Origin of the sequence: Pedobacter sp. MR2016-24, assembly GCF_026239655.1 — a bacterium.
Taxonomy (GTDB): domain Bacteria; phylum Bacteroidota; class Bacteroidia; order Sphingobacteriales; family Sphingobacteriaceae; genus Pedobacter.
In genome coordinates, this window is sequence record NZ_JAPIVO010000005.1 from 238,085 (window position 1) to 255,711 (window position 17,627).

16 protein-coding genes are annotated in these 17,627 nt (G+C 39.5%); 5 read left to right on the top strand and 11 right to left on the bottom strand.

The annotated features are described in order from the left end of the window. Positions 1-10: 10 nt before the first annotated feature. The 4 genes from purL to OQX62_RS15060 form a co-directional block, all read right to left on the bottom strand. A complete protein-coding gene (purL, locus tag OQX62_RS15045; protein ID WP_265832396.1) occupies positions 11-3,676 on the bottom strand; it encodes a phosphoribosylformylglycinamidine synthase in 3,666 nt (1,221 codons plus the stop codon). A gap of 88 nt (positions 3,677-3,764) precedes the next feature. Next, a complete protein-coding gene (locus OQX62_RS15050) occupies positions 3,765-4,982 on the bottom strand; it encodes a hypothetical protein (protein WP_265832397.1) in 1,218 nt (405 codons plus the stop codon). Positions 4,983-5,004: 22 nt separating this feature from the next. Next, a complete protein-coding gene (locus tag OQX62_RS15055) occupies positions 5,005-5,661 on the bottom strand; it encodes a hypothetical protein (RefSeq protein WP_265832398.1) in 657 nt (218 codons plus the stop codon). Between the two features lie 87 nt (positions 5,662-5,748). Then, positions 5,749-6,300 carry a sigma-70 family RNA polymerase sigma factor gene (locus OQX62_RS15060; protein WP_265832399.1) on the bottom strand — a complete coding sequence of 184 codons (552 nt, stop codon included), beginning with the start codon at positions 6,298-6,300 and terminating at the stop codon, positions 5,749-5,751. A gap of 256 nt (positions 6,301-6,556) precedes the next feature. Here OQX62_RS15060 and OQX62_RS15065 point away from each other — a divergent pair, with 256 nt between their 5' ends. Next, positions 6,557-6,943 (top strand): DUF4870 domain-containing protein, encoded by a 387-nt coding sequence (locus OQX62_RS15065; protein WP_265832400.1) that lies wholly within the window; start codon positions 6,557-6,559, stop codon positions 6,941-6,943. 133 nt (positions 6,944-7,076) lie between these two features. Here OQX62_RS15065 and OQX62_RS15070 read toward each other — a convergent pair whose 3' ends face one another. From OQX62_RS15070 to OQX62_RS15100, 7 genes are all read right to left on the bottom strand, one after another. Next, positions 7,077-7,883 carry a phytanoyl-CoA dioxygenase family protein gene (locus OQX62_RS15070; RefSeq protein WP_265832402.1) on the bottom strand — a complete coding sequence of 269 codons (807 nt, stop codon included), beginning with the start codon at positions 7,881-7,883 and terminating at the stop codon, positions 7,077-7,079. 244 nt (positions 7,884-8,127) lie between these two features. Next, the gene (locus OQX62_RS15075) at positions 8,128-8,910 is read right to left on the bottom strand and encodes an SDR family NAD(P)-dependent oxidoreductase (protein WP_265832403.1); all 783 of its coding nucleotides are present in this window, start codon (positions 8,908-8,910) and stop codon (positions 8,128-8,130) included. A gap of 47 nt (positions 8,911-8,957) precedes the next feature. Further along, the gene (locus OQX62_RS15080) at positions 8,958-9,719 is read right to left on the bottom strand and encodes a class I SAM-dependent methyltransferase (protein ID WP_265832405.1); all 762 of its coding nucleotides are present in this window, start codon (positions 9,717-9,719) and stop codon (positions 8,958-8,960) included. A gap of 103 nt (positions 9,720-9,822) precedes the next feature. Beyond that, positions 9,823-10,821: a sialidase family protein gene (locus OQX62_RS15085; protein ID WP_265832406.1), complete on the bottom strand. Its 999-nt coding sequence runs from the start codon at positions 10,819-10,821 to the stop codon at positions 9,823-9,825. A gap of 233 nt (positions 10,822-11,054) precedes the next feature. Continuing rightward, positions 11,055-11,393, bottom strand: a complete 339-nt coding sequence (locus OQX62_RS15090) for a hypothetical protein (RefSeq protein ID WP_265832407.1) — start codon at positions 11,391-11,393, stop codon at positions 11,055-11,057. Between the two features lie 80 nt (positions 11,394-11,473). After that, the gene (locus OQX62_RS15095; protein ID WP_265832408.1) at positions 11,474-13,162 is read right to left on the bottom strand and encodes a sodium:solute symporter family transporter; all 1,689 of its coding nucleotides are present in this window, start codon (positions 13,160-13,162) and stop codon (positions 11,474-11,476) included. A 100-nt stretch (positions 13,163-13,262) separates the two neighbouring features. Continuing rightward, positions 13,263-14,144 carry an inositol oxygenase family protein gene (locus OQX62_RS15100; protein WP_265832410.1) on the bottom strand — a complete coding sequence of 294 codons (882 nt, stop codon included), beginning with the start codon at positions 14,142-14,144 and terminating at the stop codon, positions 13,263-13,265. 614 nt (positions 14,145-14,758) lie between these two features. On the opposite strand from OQX62_RS15100, the gene purU reads away from it, so the two are divergent. From purU to OQX62_RS15120, 4 genes are all read left to right on the top strand, one after another. Next, positions 14,759-15,589: a formyltetrahydrofolate deformylase gene (gene purU / locus OQX62_RS15105; protein ID WP_265832411.1), complete on the top strand. Its 831-nt coding sequence runs from the start codon at positions 14,759-14,761 to the stop codon at positions 15,587-15,589. Positions 15,590-15,624: 35 nt separating this feature from the next. Beyond that, complete coding sequence (locus tag OQX62_RS15110; RefSeq protein WP_265832412.1) at positions 15,625-16,284, top strand: HAD family hydrolase; 660 nt, start codon at positions 15,625-15,627, stop codon at positions 16,282-16,284. Positions 16,285-16,387: 103 nt separating this feature from the next. Continuing rightward, positions 16,388-16,612 (top strand): CDGSH iron-sulfur domain-containing protein, encoded by a 225-nt coding sequence (locus OQX62_RS15115; protein WP_265832413.1) that lies wholly within the window; start codon positions 16,388-16,390, stop codon positions 16,610-16,612. Between the two features lie 142 nt (positions 16,613-16,754). Continuing rightward, positions 16,755-17,615 carry an OmpA family protein gene (locus tag OQX62_RS15120; RefSeq protein ID WP_265832414.1) on the top strand — a complete coding sequence of 287 codons (861 nt, stop codon included), beginning with the start codon at positions 16,755-16,757 and terminating at the stop codon, positions 17,613-17,615. The last annotated feature ends 12 nt before the right edge of the window (positions 17,616-17,627 follow it).

The following is a 17,627-nucleotide window of genomic DNA, read 5'->3' on the forward strand; positions in this document are numbered from 1 at the left end:
AGATATTATTTTATTTCTGATCGGCTTCCAACCATTTCCTTGCATTTACAAACGCTTCCATCCATGGAGATACTTCGTCTTTACGACCTGCAGGATAGTTAGCCCAATGCCATTGGAATAGCGAGCGCTCAATGTGCGGCATCATCACCAAGTGTCTTCCTGTCTTATCGCACATCATTGCAGTGTTATAATCAGACCCATTAGGATTAGCAGGATAACTCTCATAAGCATATTTTGCTACCAGGTTATACTGATCTTCTGCATATGGCAATTGAAATTTACCTTCACCATGTGAGATCCAAACGCCTAAAGTACTGCCCGCTAAACTGGAAAGCATTACAGAATTGTTTTCCTGTATAGTTAATGAACTGAAGCCACTCTCATGTTTATGACTATCATTATGCAGCATTTTAGGTTTTTCTGCGTGATCCTGATTGATTAAACCTAATTCTACAAATAACTGGCATCCATTACAGATACCAACTGATAAAGTGTCTTCACGTTTAAAGAAGTTCTCCAGCGCTATTTTAGCTTTTTCATTGTAAAGGAATGCTCCTGCCCAACCTTTAGCTGAACCCAGTACATCCGAATTAGAGAATCCACCTACAGCTCCGATAAACTGGATATCTTCCAGCGTTTCCCTGCCTGATATCAAATCTGTCATGTGTACATCTTTCACATCAAAACCTGCAAGGTACATCGCATTGGCCAGCTCCCTTTCAGAGTTACTGCCCTTTTCACGTATAACCGCTGCTTTTGGCCTTGGTTTAGATGGATCGATCACCGGTTTTTTCCCATCAAAAGTTAAAGGGAAATTATATTGCAGCACGTGGTTTTTATAGTTGTCAAAGCGTTCTTTTGCCTTAACCGGACCACTTTGTTTCTCATCAAGCAGGTAAGAAGTTTTAAACCATACGTCACGTAAATGATCGATATCAAATTTCCACTCACCTGTAAGGTTCTTAACAGTCAGATTAGCTTCGGCAGCTACAGATCCTATTTTATGAAAAACAATACCTTTGGCTTTAAGCAGACTGTCTACAGCAGCGTCTCCCTGGAATACGATACCTATGTTTTCTGCAAAGAGCTTTTCTATAATATCCTGATCTCCCAATGAAGATAAGTCAATCGTTGCGCCCAAATCACGATCCGCAAAGCACAGCTCTAATAATGTAGTGATTAAACCACCACTGCCAATATCATGACCAGCCTGAATATGTCCGGCTTTGATTAATTCCTGAATTGCGTTAAAGGTATTTTTGAACTCAGCTGCATTCGTAACATCCGGCGTTGCTGTACCTATTTTATTCAGGATCTGTGCAAACGACGAACCACCCAGTTTGTACTCGTCACCAGATAAATTGATATAATAAATATCCCCTCCATCTTTTTGGAGAACAGGCTCAATAACTGCAGTGATATCATCACAATGACCAGCAGCCGAGATGATCACAGTACCCGGAGCAATGACTTCCCCATCTTTGTATTTCTGTTTCATAGACAGGGAATCTTTACCTGTCGGGATATTGATTCCCAGGTCAATAGCAAAGGCTGAACATGCTTTCACAGCAGCATACAAACGGGCATCTTCACCTTCATTTTTACATGCCCACATCCAGTTAGCAGAAAGAGAAATACTCTCAATACCATCTTCTAGCGGGGCCCATATAATATTGGATAAAGATTCTGCAATTGCATTACGGCTACCAGCAGCAGGATCGATAAGTGCTGAAAGCGGAGCATGACCAATAGAGGTCGCTATTCCATCTTTACCCTGATAATCCAGCGCCATTACACCGCAGTTATTCAACGGTAACTGAAGCGGACCGGCACATTGCTGTTTAGCAACACGACCACCTACACAACGGTCTACTTTATTTGTTAACCAGTCTTTTGAAGCAACGGCCTCTAACTGCAGTACTTGTTCCAGATAGACATTAAGCTGTGCTGCATCATAAGTGACAGGCTCATATTTTCTGTCCACAGTTTTGTCCTGCATCACTACTTTCGGAGAACTGCCAAACATGTCTTCCATTTTCAGGTCCATAGGTTTAGCTCCTGTGGTGGCAGATTCAAATGTAAACCTATGGTCACCCGTAACATCACCTACCGTATACATTGGTGCCCTTTCCCTGTCGGCAATTTTCTGTAAAACTTCCAGGTTTTCCTGACCAATAACCAATCCCATACGTTCCTGGGATTCGTTACCAATAATTTCTTTCGCTGAGAGTGTTGGATCACCTACAGGCAATTTATCCAGATCAATTTTACCACCTGTTTCTTCAACAAGTTCCGAAAGACAGTTTAAGTGGCCACCTGCTCCATGATCATGAATAGAAACAATCGTATTGTGATCACTCTCTACCATACCACGTACAGCATTGGCTACCCTTTTCTGCATTTCAGGATTAGAGCGTTGGATCGCATTCAGTTCGATACCAGAACCCAATGCCCCTGTGTCTGCAGATGATACCGCAGCACCGCCCATTCCTATTCTATAATTTTCGCCACCTAATACAACAATCTTATCGTTTACAGACGGTTTCTCTTTTTGCGCCTGTTCAGCTTTACCATAGCCGATACCACCTGCCTGCATAATTACTTTATCATAACCCAAGGTTCTTGAGTTTTCTTCATGCTCGAAAGTAAGCACCGAACCTGTAATCAAGGGCTGACCGAATTTGTTGCCAAAATCAGATGCACCATTTGATGCTTTGATCAGGATGTCTACCGGAGTCTGGTATAACCATTGTCTCTCCTGAACACCATTCTCCCAGGGTCTGTCTTGTGCCAGACGGGATAATGCGGTCATATATACAGCTGTACCAGCTAAAGGCAATGAGCCTTGTCCGCCTGCCAGTCTGTCTCTGATTTCTCCCCCTGCGCCTGTCGCAGCGCCGTTGAAGGGTTCAACAGTAGTAGGGAAATTATGCGTCTCCGCTTTCAGGGAAATAACAGATTCAAAATCTTTTATCTCGTAATAATCAGGCACATCTGCACGTTTCGGAGCAAATTGCTGTACTACCGGCCCTTTCACAAAGGCTACGTTATCTTTATAAGCAGATACAATACCATTTGGATTTTCTGCTGAAGTTTTACGGATTAATTTGAACAACGATGTAGGCTGTTCTTCGCCATCAATAATAAATGTACCATTGAAGATTTTATGGCGACAATGCTCTGAATTTACCTGCGAAAAGCCGAATACTTCAGAATCTGTTAATTTACGCCCCAGCTTTACAGCAAGTGCTGTTAAATAATCGATCTCTTCCTGGCTTAAGGACAAACCTTCCTGTTGATTATATGCCGCAATATCATTTATTTCGAGAATCGCTTCCGGCTGGATACTGATCGTATATAATTCCTGATTCAGTACACTATATTTTTGAGAAAGCATTGGATCAAAGCCTGTAAATTCTGCCTCTACTGCTGTAAACTCCTCAATCCTGATGATGCCCTCAATGGCCATATTCTGTGTAATCTCTACAGCGTTTGTGCTCCAGGGAGTTACCATTGTAGCGCGGGGACCAACAAAAGATGCTGTTAATTCAGTTTCTTGTTTTAATTCAGCACCACCAAACAGCCATGTCAATTTTGAAATATCTGAAGGCGTTAGGGTTCTTTCTAATTGTACAGCAAAAACAGTATTGAGCTTATTGGAGAAGAAATAAATCATGGTATATTTTTATGGCGCAAAGGTAATTTAAAAATTTAGAATGCTTTTTTTTTATGTAAAAATAGATTCATAATTAGGACATTTTCTCTCAGAAATGATTCAATTGATCTATCCTCATTATAAAATCAGTGCTTCCACCTAATTCCAGACCCTTTTTTAAAGAGCCCGTCTTATAATTATATAACCAGATGAAATTACCTGCCGTGGAAGAATTGATGGCGATATATGCAGTGTTGCCTTCTACAATAACACATGCGCGTCTTGTTCCTTTATCCAGCGGAAGGTTAAGCTTTTGCACAACTTTCCCTTTAAGGTCTATCAGATAAAATTCAAAATGTGCAGTACTGTAATGATCATTCAGACCTTTATAGAGATCCTTTCGCTCACTTCGTACCAGTGCCTTCCCACCGCCCAGATACCACATTCCATAGGAATGGTTTTTTATCGGAGCAGATAGGTTAAAAAAATATTCCTTATCTATTGCCTTATCCCCTGCTTTGATCCTGTAAATTCCTGTAGGACGGTCTGGCCTGTTGCCCAATGCAATCCCAGGACAGGTCATAAAGTAAAAATTATACTTCTCGTCGTTAAAAGAATAATTCTGCACTGTGTTCAATCCTCCCGGATAGGTTGAACGTGTGTCTTTATCTATATGGAGCAATTGCATCTCAGGATAGCTGAATTCGGCCATATAGGTGGTATCACTAGTCGTATAATTGAATAAACTCAGTTGCTGATGATAAGTGTAACCAATAAAAAGCCTGTCTTTACGCATCTCCACAATACCATTCGCAATGGAGGTATATTTTCCTGGAGGTTTAGGGATATTTAAATCTCCGGAATCGAGAATTGTCATCTGCTCTGTCTTCACTAAGATATACTTTATCTTTTTAAAGTCGGAATCGTTATTACCTACTAATAATAATGTGTCTCCCGTTAACCAATAGAAATTCTCCAGAGAGAAATCGGCCGCTGCTACAGAAGCTACTTTTTCTATCACACCATTTGTAATTTTATATTTGGTGAACAGCGGTTTCTTCCAATCCTTGCTATAATAAAAGCCTTCTTTAACAATAATGTCACGATCTAATTCGACTTTCTCCAGTGAAACACCAGTGGCTTCAGGAATCAGCTTCCCACTGGCCAGTGAATTGGTTTCCAGCATGTAGTTTTTGCCATTCTTAGCCAGGATAAACAAACTGTATTTGTTTTTAACCTGCCTGGGTTGATCACTACAGGAAGTAAGGAATAATATTAAAATCAGTAAATTAATAAAAAGTACAGCTGTTTTTGCTGATTTAATCATAGTCGTTGTTGATTTTAATGCTTTATATATTAAAGTGCTGCAGCAATTGCTGTTGAATAACTGGAGGAAGATCATTAATATTCCGTTCGTTCACAATGATAATCCTGTCGTTTACAGTTTTACCGCTCAGTACTACATAAGTTTGTCCCATTTTAAACATCATTTGCTCATTACTCCCCTCAAAAGTGATCAGAAGATCTTCTTTTGGTGAAATTAACAGACTGCCAGTGAAATCAATCAGGCCGGTCAGATTATTAATCGTAGCCTTGGTCATGGGTCCCAGGGAAACATTATAGGTAGTATAGGTTACATTCTTAACTTTTACAGTTGATGAATTGGTGAGATAAGTTAAAGGTAAGGGATTATTGCGCTTTGAATAATAGCTATATCCTCCAAACAAGATCAAACCAGCAAGCAGGGAAGCGGCTATACCACTTTTCCAATTTAGCGCTGAATATCGTTTTTTATCAGGAGGCTGCCGTGTCGCGGGGCTGATCATTACAGATTTTATATCGTCCCACATCATTTGTTTATGCAGCAGTTTATCTTCCCTGGCGGGCAATTGCAGCTCTTCGCTTTCCTCATCAACTGAAAATAACCACTGCTCTACCACTCCCCGCTCTTCTGCAGAACATTGCTGGTTATGGTATTTTTCAATTAGCGTGTTGCTGATTTTCATACGGTCGTTTAAGCCTTATTAGGAGTAAAAGTAAGATTAAAATAATCAATTAAACGATACAAGGAGCATATGTTACCGAAATTCCGTTTAAGATGAGTACGAATATTCGGAGAGCTTAATTTTCAGCATGCTGGTTGCCTTTGAAATATGGTATTCAACTGCTCTTTCTGTAATCAGCAGGTTCATGGCAATTTCTTTATTGGCCAATCCCTGATCCCTGCTCATCTTATATACTCTTTTACATTGGCATGGCAGGGTATCGATTAGGAGATTGATCTTCTCTTTCAGGCTATTGAATAAAATATGCTCCTCGGTACAATTGGTGAATTGCTGTTTTCCCTGCAGGTTTAAACAGATATGTTTTTGTCTGGAGGCTTTATTCCTGATATATTCAAACGTTTTAAATTTCGCCGCCCGGATCAGGTAATGTTTGACATTATCAAGTTCAAGCTGATCTCTGCGTTCCCAAAGAGACTTAAAAATATCCTGGACCATTTCTCTTGCGGGTTCAGCTTCCCTGATATTATTATAACATACCGCGTAAACTTTTTCCCAATACAGGTTATATGCCTTTTCGAATGACTCCTCATCAATCTGTATGCTATTGCGGCTGGAAGGCTTCTGTTCTTTGTTTAGCAATGCTATAAATTATGGTCCGGTCAAATATAGTTTATTTAGAAAGATTATAAACAGATAAATTGAAATATTTGACCTCCTTTAGAAAGCCAGGCTTCCCATAGTCTTAAATGTTTTACATTTTGTAGAAAGAAAAGACATAACGGCAAGATTATTGCGCAGACTTGACAATAAGGAATTGGGTATGGATTAAAAAAATAACTTTCTAATCTTAAAATTAACACTCTGGTTGCCTTAAAAACCAACAAATATTTAAATTATGGAAACAAACAATTCTTTCGGCCAAAAGCCACTAACGACTGATGATGGAAAAACAGCTTCTATCCTAAGCTATTTTGGAATCTTTTTCTGGCTTATTGCCTACTTTGCTATGCATAAAGATAAAAAAACTGAACTGGGAAGTTATCAATTGAGACAAACGCTGCTTTTTGCAATTGTATCAACTTTATTATACATTGTTATCGGGATAGTCCTTGGAATCCTGATTGCTACTACCGGAGTAGTTGCCTTCGTATACCTAACTTACATCGTATATATCGCTTTATTTGTAGTCTGGATTATCGGATTACTGGGTGCCATTAACGGAGAGAAAAAACCAATTCCTTTTATTGGTGAAAAAGCACAGACCTTATTTCCAAATATATAACAAAAGCCAGTCTTCAGGCTTTCAATCAGCTGATCAGGAATACTTCCTTTTATAAGTATTCCTGATTACAGCTAAAGGTTTATCTAAACGCCCTGATCTGATCAGGTAGTTAATCAGCAATAGAATCAGCATATTATTTAACCAAACCTGCAAACCGCTGATAAAAAACTGTGGGACTGTGCTCATTTTTAGGCGCATACTTTCCTGCAATGATTGGGATGTAAATCACTCTCCTTCTGCTCTCTTCACCCACTACTGAAGATTGAGCAACGCGGTGCCATAAACGACCGTCATGAACCGTAAGATCTCCTGCCTGAGGGGTAATCGCCACTTCATTTGGATCGCTGTCATTATCCAGAAAATACTTTTTTCTAAACAACATGCCGTATAAACTTTGTTTATGTGTTCCGGGAATAATTCTTAAACCACCATTTTCTGGTGCAAGATTACTCAGATGTATACCGACATTGAGCATAGGATTGATCTTCTTCCCATAAAAAATATCTCTCAAGCCATCTGTATGCCATCCCATCTTGGTGAATTTACTGTCAGGCCCATTCACATAATGGTTAAAGACCATCCCGTCTTTTTCATTTTCCCCCAACCTGGCTGTAGTGCCGGCCAGCGCAAACAAACTTTTAAATCGCGGATCCAGCAATAAACCGCTGAAGGTAGAATGGTGTTGATTGATAAATGCGAAACGTTGCACTAAGGAAGATCCATCCAGGTCACGTCCATATTTAATGGGAACCCCGTTGACTTTGTCTACTCCTTTTTCAATCCATTTGGCCTGAACCTCCAGGGAGGCATCAATAATGGACTTTACGGTTTCCGGTTTTATAAAACTTTTGAAATGTATAAAGCCGTGAACGTTGAAGAAATCTTTCTGCTCGGCTGAGAGAGATTTTCCCATAGAAAATCTTGGATATGAAGTTGCCATATTTATTTTTTTTAGAATGAATGAAAGAAAATGATTTGAAATAATTTAATGCAGATCTGGTACGATCCCTTGTATTAACAGCAACAACATTGCATACACATCATGGAGTAATGTGCTGCCCTGCTGAAAGATATGTTACTGTTTTTCTTCATATTAAAAAGACTACCAATTCAGTAGACTAAAACAAACATATGTAATTTATTTCAAAATCAAGAATCATTTTAAAATTAAAATTCAAAACTGGCTATTCTTTTGTCTTATAGATATTAGATACCACCCACTCTACCAATGATTTCGGAAGGAAACGATTAGCCTGAGCGGAAACCAAATTGCTGAAACCTGGTATCACCTCCGCTTTTTTAGCCAGCATAGCCTTAACTCCTATTTCAGCAACAACATCTGCATTCATATTGAATTTATCTGCAAGATCGCTGATAGCGGACAGTCCGGCACGGTCTGCAAATCCCGTATCTGCAGGTCCGGGACAAATACAGGTAACAGACACAGTCGATTTTTTCAACTCAACCCTGATTGCCCTGCTAAAAGACAGCACATATGATTTGGTAGCAGCGTATACCGCAAGTGTCGGTACTGCCTGGTAAGCCGCAGTGCTGGCAATATTCAATATATAGGATTGATGCTGTTTTTTAAGTGAAGGGATCATATGATGTGTCAGTTCCGTTAAAGCCATAACATTCAGCTGCAACATATTCAACTGCTCATTGATTGGAATTTGTTCAAAATCACCCCACAATCCGAAACCAGCATTGTTTATCAGCGCGAAAATTGCATATGAATTTTGCTGGCACCAATCGTGTACTTTCTCCGCAGCCCCCTGGGCAGACAGATCCAATACCAGAATGGCCACCTTAACATTGCAGGTTGCCATTAAAGAAACTTTTAATTCTTCCAGTTCTGCAGCTGAGCGGGCGACGAGTAAAAGATTGAATTTTCTTTTAGCCAATGCTATTGCAATAGATTTCCCTATCCCTTTACTTGCACCAGTTATTAACGCGTATTGATCCATAAAAAATGATAACAGGCCTAAAAATAGCTATTTATTTTACAAAGCCCCTATTTATGTATCCTGGCCACACGCAGAATGATAGGAAAACTCACCGTTCTGATTAAGGGAACTCCCCAGGCCTCACGTAATTGATCTGCAATTAATGTAATTGGGTTCTTTTGATGTGCTTTTTCGTAATGTTGTACGACAGACCAGGTATTCAAATAGCCTATCAGCTGATCAAATGTCCATTCTACAGTATTTACAAAATCTGGATGTTCGATGTCTGTAAAAGGGAAAGGAATGGTCTGATATTGGTGATCGAGATATTTCAATTCGGGATCCCTGTAATCACCTATAAAATCATTGAACAGACGGTCTATAATCCGGTCCCCTTCCGGAAACAATTTCAACCTCCCCGATCCGATAATTGCCAGTATCCCACCTGATTTGATTGTACGTTTAACCTGATCATAAAATCCGGAAAAATCAAACCAGTGTATCGCCTGAGCAACAGTGATCAGGTCGAATATATTGTCGGGAAAATTGGTATGTTCTGCGGATTGTACGCTGTATTCTATATTCGTGGCTTGTGGCGCATGAGCCAGCTGATTCTGGCTGATATCCGTAGCGTAGATCTGCTTGAAATAATCTGATAATGGAACTGCAATCTGGCCGTTACCGGTTGCACAATCCCACATATAATCCGTTTTATTACATAATTGAAGCAGATAACTAAATAATGCAGCAGGATAGGTAGGCCTGAATTTAGCATAACTTTTGGATTGTCTGGAAAAATTATCTTTGAAAGGCGTATTACGGTTCATCATAAATATTAAAATAGTAAACAGTGTTGAGATCAACACTATTTTAATTTAAATTCGGGACTATTTAAAGAATAATTTACGTAATTAAAACGATTAAAGCAAAATACTATTGCTGGCTTAAAATAACATGTTTGATATTTTTCCTATTGTAAGTATAAGTAATATGTACCAGACCATCAAGTGTTTGTATAATTGCCGGATAACTAAACTCCTCTTTATCACCGTCCTCAAGTACGGCGATGTCATTCCATACTTTTCCATCTGCAGAACTTGCAACCCGTAATTTACCACGGCCATTGAACCAATCTTTACCCGGTAAATCCGGATTGTAAACAATGAGCTGTGTACCGTTATTAAGTGTCACCGCATCTGTACCCGAATTTGGATTTAAGAGCGTAGTTGGTGTTAAAGCGCCCCAGGTATCTCCTCCGTCAGTGGACCAGGATTGAATAATACTGCCTTGTTTACTCCTGCAAAGGATCTGGAGTCTATTGCCCGGATAAGTCAGGATACTGGGTTGGATCACATCGAACCTCGATTTAGTGTCCACCGCCATTTTGGTCCAGTTCTCTCCCCCATCTATGGACTTCTCCATATGTACCTTCCATCTTTCAGTGTTTTCTTCCACACTTGAGGGAGAGAGTATTGTACCATTTGCGAGTTGAACGGGTTTATTTTTTACAGGCCCTATAATTCCGGGAGGCAGTCGCCTGGCAGGCGACCAGCTTTTGCCTTTATCCATTGAGTATTTTACCATCCCCCACCATTCTCGGGGATTGGGGCCAACCTTATAAAACAAGAACAATTTGCCCTGCTGCGATTTAAAAAGCACCGGATTCCAGGTAGGAAAACGCAGCGAATCACTTACTACTCCATCCGCAATTGATTGAGCTGGGGATATTGTTTTCCCATCCAATGTGCAGTACCAGATATTGACGTCTTTTTGTGCTTCGGCAGAGCCCCCGAAACAAGCAATCAGTAGTTTTCCTTTGCTGACTTCAATGATCGTAGAGGCATGACATTGTAAGAATGGAGGATTAGTGAATAGCAATTCATCTTTTACTTTCGACCAGTGATTTTGTGCATAAAGTGAAGAAAACAGCATCGGAAAGCATATTATAAGGCCTGAAAAGTATTTATTCATATCACATTCAATTGTTGATTGCTAATATGCGTATTTTGATGCGATTTCTGAACGCCAGGATTGAACAACAGGTTTATCGATTAGTCTATATTACCAGTAAAATCTATATGAACCGATGCAAAAACCAGCATTAAAACAAAGCAGCCTTTAATTAAAAAATTAAAGGCTGCTTTGTTTTGAAATGGGTATTCATCTTATAGTAAGTTTTCGTCGTCATCGTCAAGACCTAAATCATCATCGTCAGTATTCAGATCATTGTCGATAATATCCTCATCATCTATAATTTCATCCGGGTCTTCTTCATCCAGATCCAGATCACTGTCGTCATCCAGGTCATCATCTTCATCTTCCGGCCCGTTTGCAGTCTGATCGAGTAACTCGTCTACATCGGCATAGCCAATATTTCCGTCATCAGTTGTTGATCCTTCAATATCTTCAGCAGAAGGCCCTCCCAGGATATCAGATTTATCTACAGCGGTGTCATGACTCAGGACTTCTTCATTTTGCGTGTAATTTCCATTTTGAGTTTCCATAGTATGATTGTTTTAAGGTATAAAATCAATAACAGCGCTATTGAAATTTGGTTCTGGAAAAGATGATAAGTTTTTTACAGCTACCAAAAACGGACGTAGATTGCTGAAAGTAAAAGCAGTACCACAGCAATCATTACAACGGATCCCGGTTTTAGCCTGAACATCGATTGATCAATTTCAATCGCCTTAGCATTCACCATCGGCCCTCTCAAACTAATGATTACCATTACCAGAACAGTAATAAAAAATGACCAGCTCAGTGATATAAAAAAGGGTATCTCATACTCACCTGCACTATTAGGAAATGCCGAATATAAGATGGTATCTGTTCCAAAAACCTGTACGGCAAATTGATTAAAGAAAACAGAGGACGCAAATCCGGTGATAATACCAACTACAGCAGCATGTGCCGTTGTTCTTTTCCAAAACATACCTAATAAGAACGTCGCCAATACACCCGGACTTACAAAACTGGAGTACTTTTGAACAAAGGTGTAGCCACCAGCACTGCCTATCCCCAGCATATCATTCCATGTAAAAAAAACGGCTGCAGCCATCGCAAAGAAAATAGTGAACCTGCCCACCCAAACCATTTTACGTTCAGATGCAGCCGTATTCATATATTTTTTATAAACGTCCAGCGTAAAGATGGTAGAGATACTGTTGGATTTACCTGCCAGTGAGGCTACGATAGCCGCTGTTAAAACTGCCAGCGATAATCCTTTTAAACCCGAAGGCAGAAAGGATAACATTGCTGAATAGGCAGAATCCTTATTACCATCTATCAGTTGAGGAAGATGGCCATGTTTATAAAGAACAAAAGCAACAATCCCGGGCAGCATTACAATTACCGGCATTAGTATTTTTAGCAGACTTGCAAACAGAATTCCAGTACGGGCAGTGTGTAAATTAGCGCCCAATGCGCGTTGTGTAATGTATTGATTACAGCCCCAATAGTTCAGGTTACTGATCCATTGACCAGATGCATACATTGCGAAACCGGGGAGAATAAGATATTTACTGATTTGTTCTGCAGATGCACCGGAAGGCGGTTTTTTAAACATCAGATGAAAATGATCCGGAGCATCTTTAATAATCAGATTTAATCCCATCAGTGCATTTTGTCCGAATCCTAGTTTATCACTGACAATGGTGAGTGATAAATATGTTATCGCGAGTCCGCCGGCAATCAATACGCCTACCTGTATCACGTCAGTATAACCTACAACCTGCATTCCCCCCAATGCAATCACTACGCCAAAAATAGCTAGACCAAGCATGATTTCATGAAAGTATGCACCACCTAATAAACCATTTATGGCCAGTGCACCGAGATATAAGATAGCCGTAAGATTGATAAATATATATAAGAACAGCCAAAAAATAGACATCACCAATGCAACACCGCTATTGTATCTGTTCTGCAGGAATTGCGGCATGGTGTAGATCTTATTTTTAATGTATACAGGCATGAAAAAAACCGCGACGATAATCAGCGCCGCTGCACCGACCCACTCATAGACCGCGACCGCTATACCGGCAAAAAAGCCATCACCGCTCATCCCGATAAACTGCTCTGCAGATATGTTGGACGCGATTATAGAAGCACCAATTGCCCACCAGGTCAGCGAGCCTTCGGCAAGGAAAAAGCTCTTTGAACTTCCATCAGTTTCAGTCTTTTTCCTGCGGTAGATGAGGTAGCCGTAAACGGAAACAATAATAAAGTAGGCAAGAAATACCAGGAGATCGGCAACGGAAATATGGTTCATTCAGAAATTTTCTTTACAGGAATTTTAGCGGCACATGATCATACGACCGTCCGAATTTAAATAAATTATTTAAACAGGTGCTATACAAATAAAATCTGCACTAAAATTTCAGTGCAGATGGTAAATATTTAGCCACCAGGTCTTCATAATATGGTCTTAGTTTTTTCCAATCTGGTATAACAGGACTTTTCGAGTACAGGTCATAAGGATTAAAAAGAGCTACAGATTTGAATAACTCATGATCATGCGGCGTCATCAAGTGGCTGTAAGCATTTTCTCTATGCTGTGGGTAAAATGAATGGTAGCGCAACATATACAAGGCCTGTTCCGGAAGATAAGGTTTCATCATATGGTATACATATTCATCATGTCCCCAGGTCATATGTACATGATCTAAACCACAATTAGGTTCATAAACACCATATTTAGTATTATATCTCGGATCATATTGATCCTTATTATCCCTGAAAAATTCGGAGAAAACAATTTTGTCAGAAAACGCGCAACCTACTGGATAACTATCCCCTACTACGGCCCATTGTGGTTCGCCAAATAAACATAATACTTTTCCCATATCATGGAACAAACCGACCAGCACCATCCAGTCAGGATGGCCGTCCGCACGTATAGCTTCAGATGTTTGTAACAAATGCTGAAACTGGTCAAGATCAGTATCCGGATCAGAATCATCTACCAGCTGATTGAGAAAATCAAATGCATCCCAAACTGACATCTCCTTTTTATCAAACTTCAGATAGTCCGCCTTTTTTTCCAATACAAAATCATAAGTTTGATTGATATGCTGTAACCGGTAAAACTCCTTAACAGTATCACGTTCAGGAGTTTCATAGTTCCTGTAAGCTTCGGTATCTCTTCCCGCAGCTATGGTTTCAGGATCAGGGTAACGTATTAACAAATCATCTTCCCATTCATCTAAGGAACCAAGGGGATTTTTCTGAGTATTATCTGACACCTTTTTCATACGTCTATATTTGTTTTTTAACGGTTATGAAGCTTGTATCAGCATTTTGATTTTCATTAAGCTGTAAGCTGATACAGGTTTCATACGTCTATATTTGTTTTTTAACGGTTATGAAGCTTGTATCAGCATTTTGGTTTTCATTAAGCTGTAAGCTGATACAGGTTTCATACGTCTATATTTGTTTTTTAACGGTTATGAAGCTTGTATCAGCATTTTGGTTTTCATTAAGCTGTAAGTTGATACAGGTTTCATACGTCTATATTTGTTTTTTAACGGTTATGAAGCTTGTATCAGCATTTTGGTTTTCATTAAGCTGTAAGCTGATACAGGTTTCATGCAATTGCTTTAATATTTGGTTGCGCTCCCTAAAGGCACGCTAACCAAATATATTTAATTTTAACCTTATATTCAACAAAACCAGTTAATTTTAATCACAGTCAAAAATCTCATAAATCACTGACAATCAAACGCAGACAATACATATTTTGAACTGCAAAATATCCCGCTGTACAACATAAGGGTTCGCCGCCCAGTAAAAAGTTTCACATTTTAATCACCTTCCTTCTTGTACAATTCAAAATATTTGTTCAGTTTACGTTGAAAAATTAATACATATGGTTATTGTTATTCAATGTGCTGACCGTACAGGTTTAGTTTCAGCTATTACAGCTGTTCTGGCGGCTAACAAGCTGAACATTGTTTCTCTGCGCGAGTATGTGGATCAAACAGAAAATAGGTTTTACATGCGCTTGGAGGTAACTGAACAATTCGATGCAGTTTTACTGGAAACAGAATTTCAGCAGGTGCTCCCTGCCGGCGCACTGATCAGTATCAATCCCTCGCCAAATAAAAAGATTGTATTGCTGGTCACCAAAGAATACCACTGCCTGACAGATATCCTGGTGAAAAATTATTTCAACTCACTGGGCGCAACGGTAGCTGCAGTGATTGGCAACTACCCAACGTTACAGGATATCTGCCGCCGTTTTGATATCCCATTTTTTCTCGTTTCTCATGAAAACAAGGAACATGCTACTTTCGAATCCGAGATAACGGAAGTTATTCAACAATATGAACCTGATTATATTGTACTTGCCAAATTTATGCGGATACTATCCCCGGATTTCGTTGCAGGACTCCCAATGCGGATTATCAATATCCATCATTCTTTCCTCCCTGCCTTTATTGGTGCCAACCCCTACCGTAAAGCTTTTGAACGTGGTGTTAAGCTCATCGGTGCTACTGCACATTTTGTAACCAATGACTTAGATGAAGGGCCTATTATTACCCAGCAGACCATTCCTGTAAACCATTCTCAGGTAACTGCGGATATGGTTAAAGCAGGAAAAGAAATCGAAACTTCGGTATTGGCCAAAGCCTTGAGGCTGGTTTTCGACGACCGTGTATTTGTTTACAGGAATAAGACAGTGGTATTTGACTGGTAAAAGAAGAAGGCTTCAAAAATTATTACCTTTGCCGCATGAATACAGAAATTGCAGTTATTTTCGACATGGATGGCGTTATTTGCCATACTAATCCTTATCATTCCCTTGCTTTCCGCGAATTTTTCTCCCTCAGAAATCTGTCACCAACTGATGAAGAATTTGCACAGCACATGTTCGGAAAAAGTAACAGCTATATTCTAAGTCATTTTTTCAACAGAACTGTCGAGGGTGAAGAACTCCTCGAGCTGGAGCAGGAAAAAGAAGGACTTTTCAGAAAAATATATGAACCGCATATTGATCCGATCAAAGGTATTATTGCGTTCATGGATAACCTGAAAGCAAATGGTGTCAAATTAGGCGTTGCGACCTCCGCACCTTATGCAAATCTGGAACTGATATTGAGTAAAGTCAATATTCGTAATAAATTAGGATCTATACTAGCTAGTGAAGATGTGAAAAAACACAAGCCAGATCCGGAAGTATATTTGGCTTCTGCTAAGAACCTTGGATTATCTCCGGCTCAGTGTGTAGTTTTTGAGGATTCATTTTCAGGTGTATCTGCTGGTTTAAGCGCCGGAATGAAGGTAGTTGGTGTGCTTACGTCTCATACAAAGGAAGAACTGCCTCCTTGCAGTTTTTACATTAATGATTATGACAATTTAAGATTCGATCAGCTCAAAGCCCTGTTTTCTTAAATAAAATCTACAATAATGCTTCATAAAGGAATGTTTCTAAATTAAAAACAGATTGTCTGATCTGATTGCATTGTTATAGTTTTGCAGCAAACAAACACAATAAATGTCAGCAACAAAACTAACAATTAACAATAACGGATCTGTAAAGATAGAAGGCGATTTTGAAATCGTAGATAGAAATGGTAATGCATATGGTCTTCAGGGAAGAACAGTATTAACTATTTGCCGTTGCGGTCTTTCAAAAAACAAACCATTTTGCGATGGTGCACATAATGGTCACTTCGAGCATGAAGCAATCGCATTTGACCTTCCTCCGAAAAAAGTTTAGTAAGATCCTGAAAAACCGCCAGCTATAAGGCGGTTTTTTTCGTAATATGGAGCAATCGTCCGCCACCATAACTAGGTAATGGCACGATCTGTGCAATAAATAGCCGGATATCATGTTATTATTTAAACAAAAAATCAGAGTTATGAAATTTTCCATTCTGCCCGTAGCACTATTTACGCTCGCCGTGTTATCACAGGGCTGTGTAAGTAATAAGAAGTTCAATGAACTGCAAACCAATTATAATGCACTGCAAACTAAGAATAGCGATCTTGATAAAAAATATCAGGACGGCCAGCAAAGCCTTTCTGCATCTACCACCCGGGTTAAAAGTTTAGAAGAACAACTGGCTGCCGAACGTTCCAACCTTGCTGCACTTCAGGCAGCACTTGATAAATGTCTTAATTCAACTAGTCAGGGTAACGTCAACATTTCTAAACTTGTAGACGAAATCAATACCTCAAATAAATACATCCAGCATTTAGTAAATACTAAAAATAAAAGCGACTCGCTTAATGTCGTGTTAACGAACAATTTAACCCGTTCCTTAAGTCGTGAGGAAATTAAAGATGTGGATGTACAGGTTCTTAAAGGTGTAGTTTACATCTCGCTGTCAGATAACATGTTATATAAATCAGGAAGTTACGAGATTTCTGATATCGCCGGACAAACACTGAGCAAAATCGCTAAAATCATTACTGACTATAAAGAATACGATGTATTGATTGAAGGAAATACAGATGCTGTACCTATTACAATGCCAAATATCAGAAATAACTGGGACTTAAGTGCTTTGAGAGCATCTTCAGTGGTGCAGGCCTTGCAGAAAACGTATAATGTAGATCCAAAAAGGCTTACTGCCGGAGGAAGAGGAGAGTACAATCCTATTGCCAGTAATGATACCGATGCAGGGAAATCTAAAAACAGAAGAACACAGATTATTATTACCCCTAAGCTGGATCAGTTTATGGATCTGATCGAAAAAGCACCGGATAAAAAACCTTAATATTTAAAACAT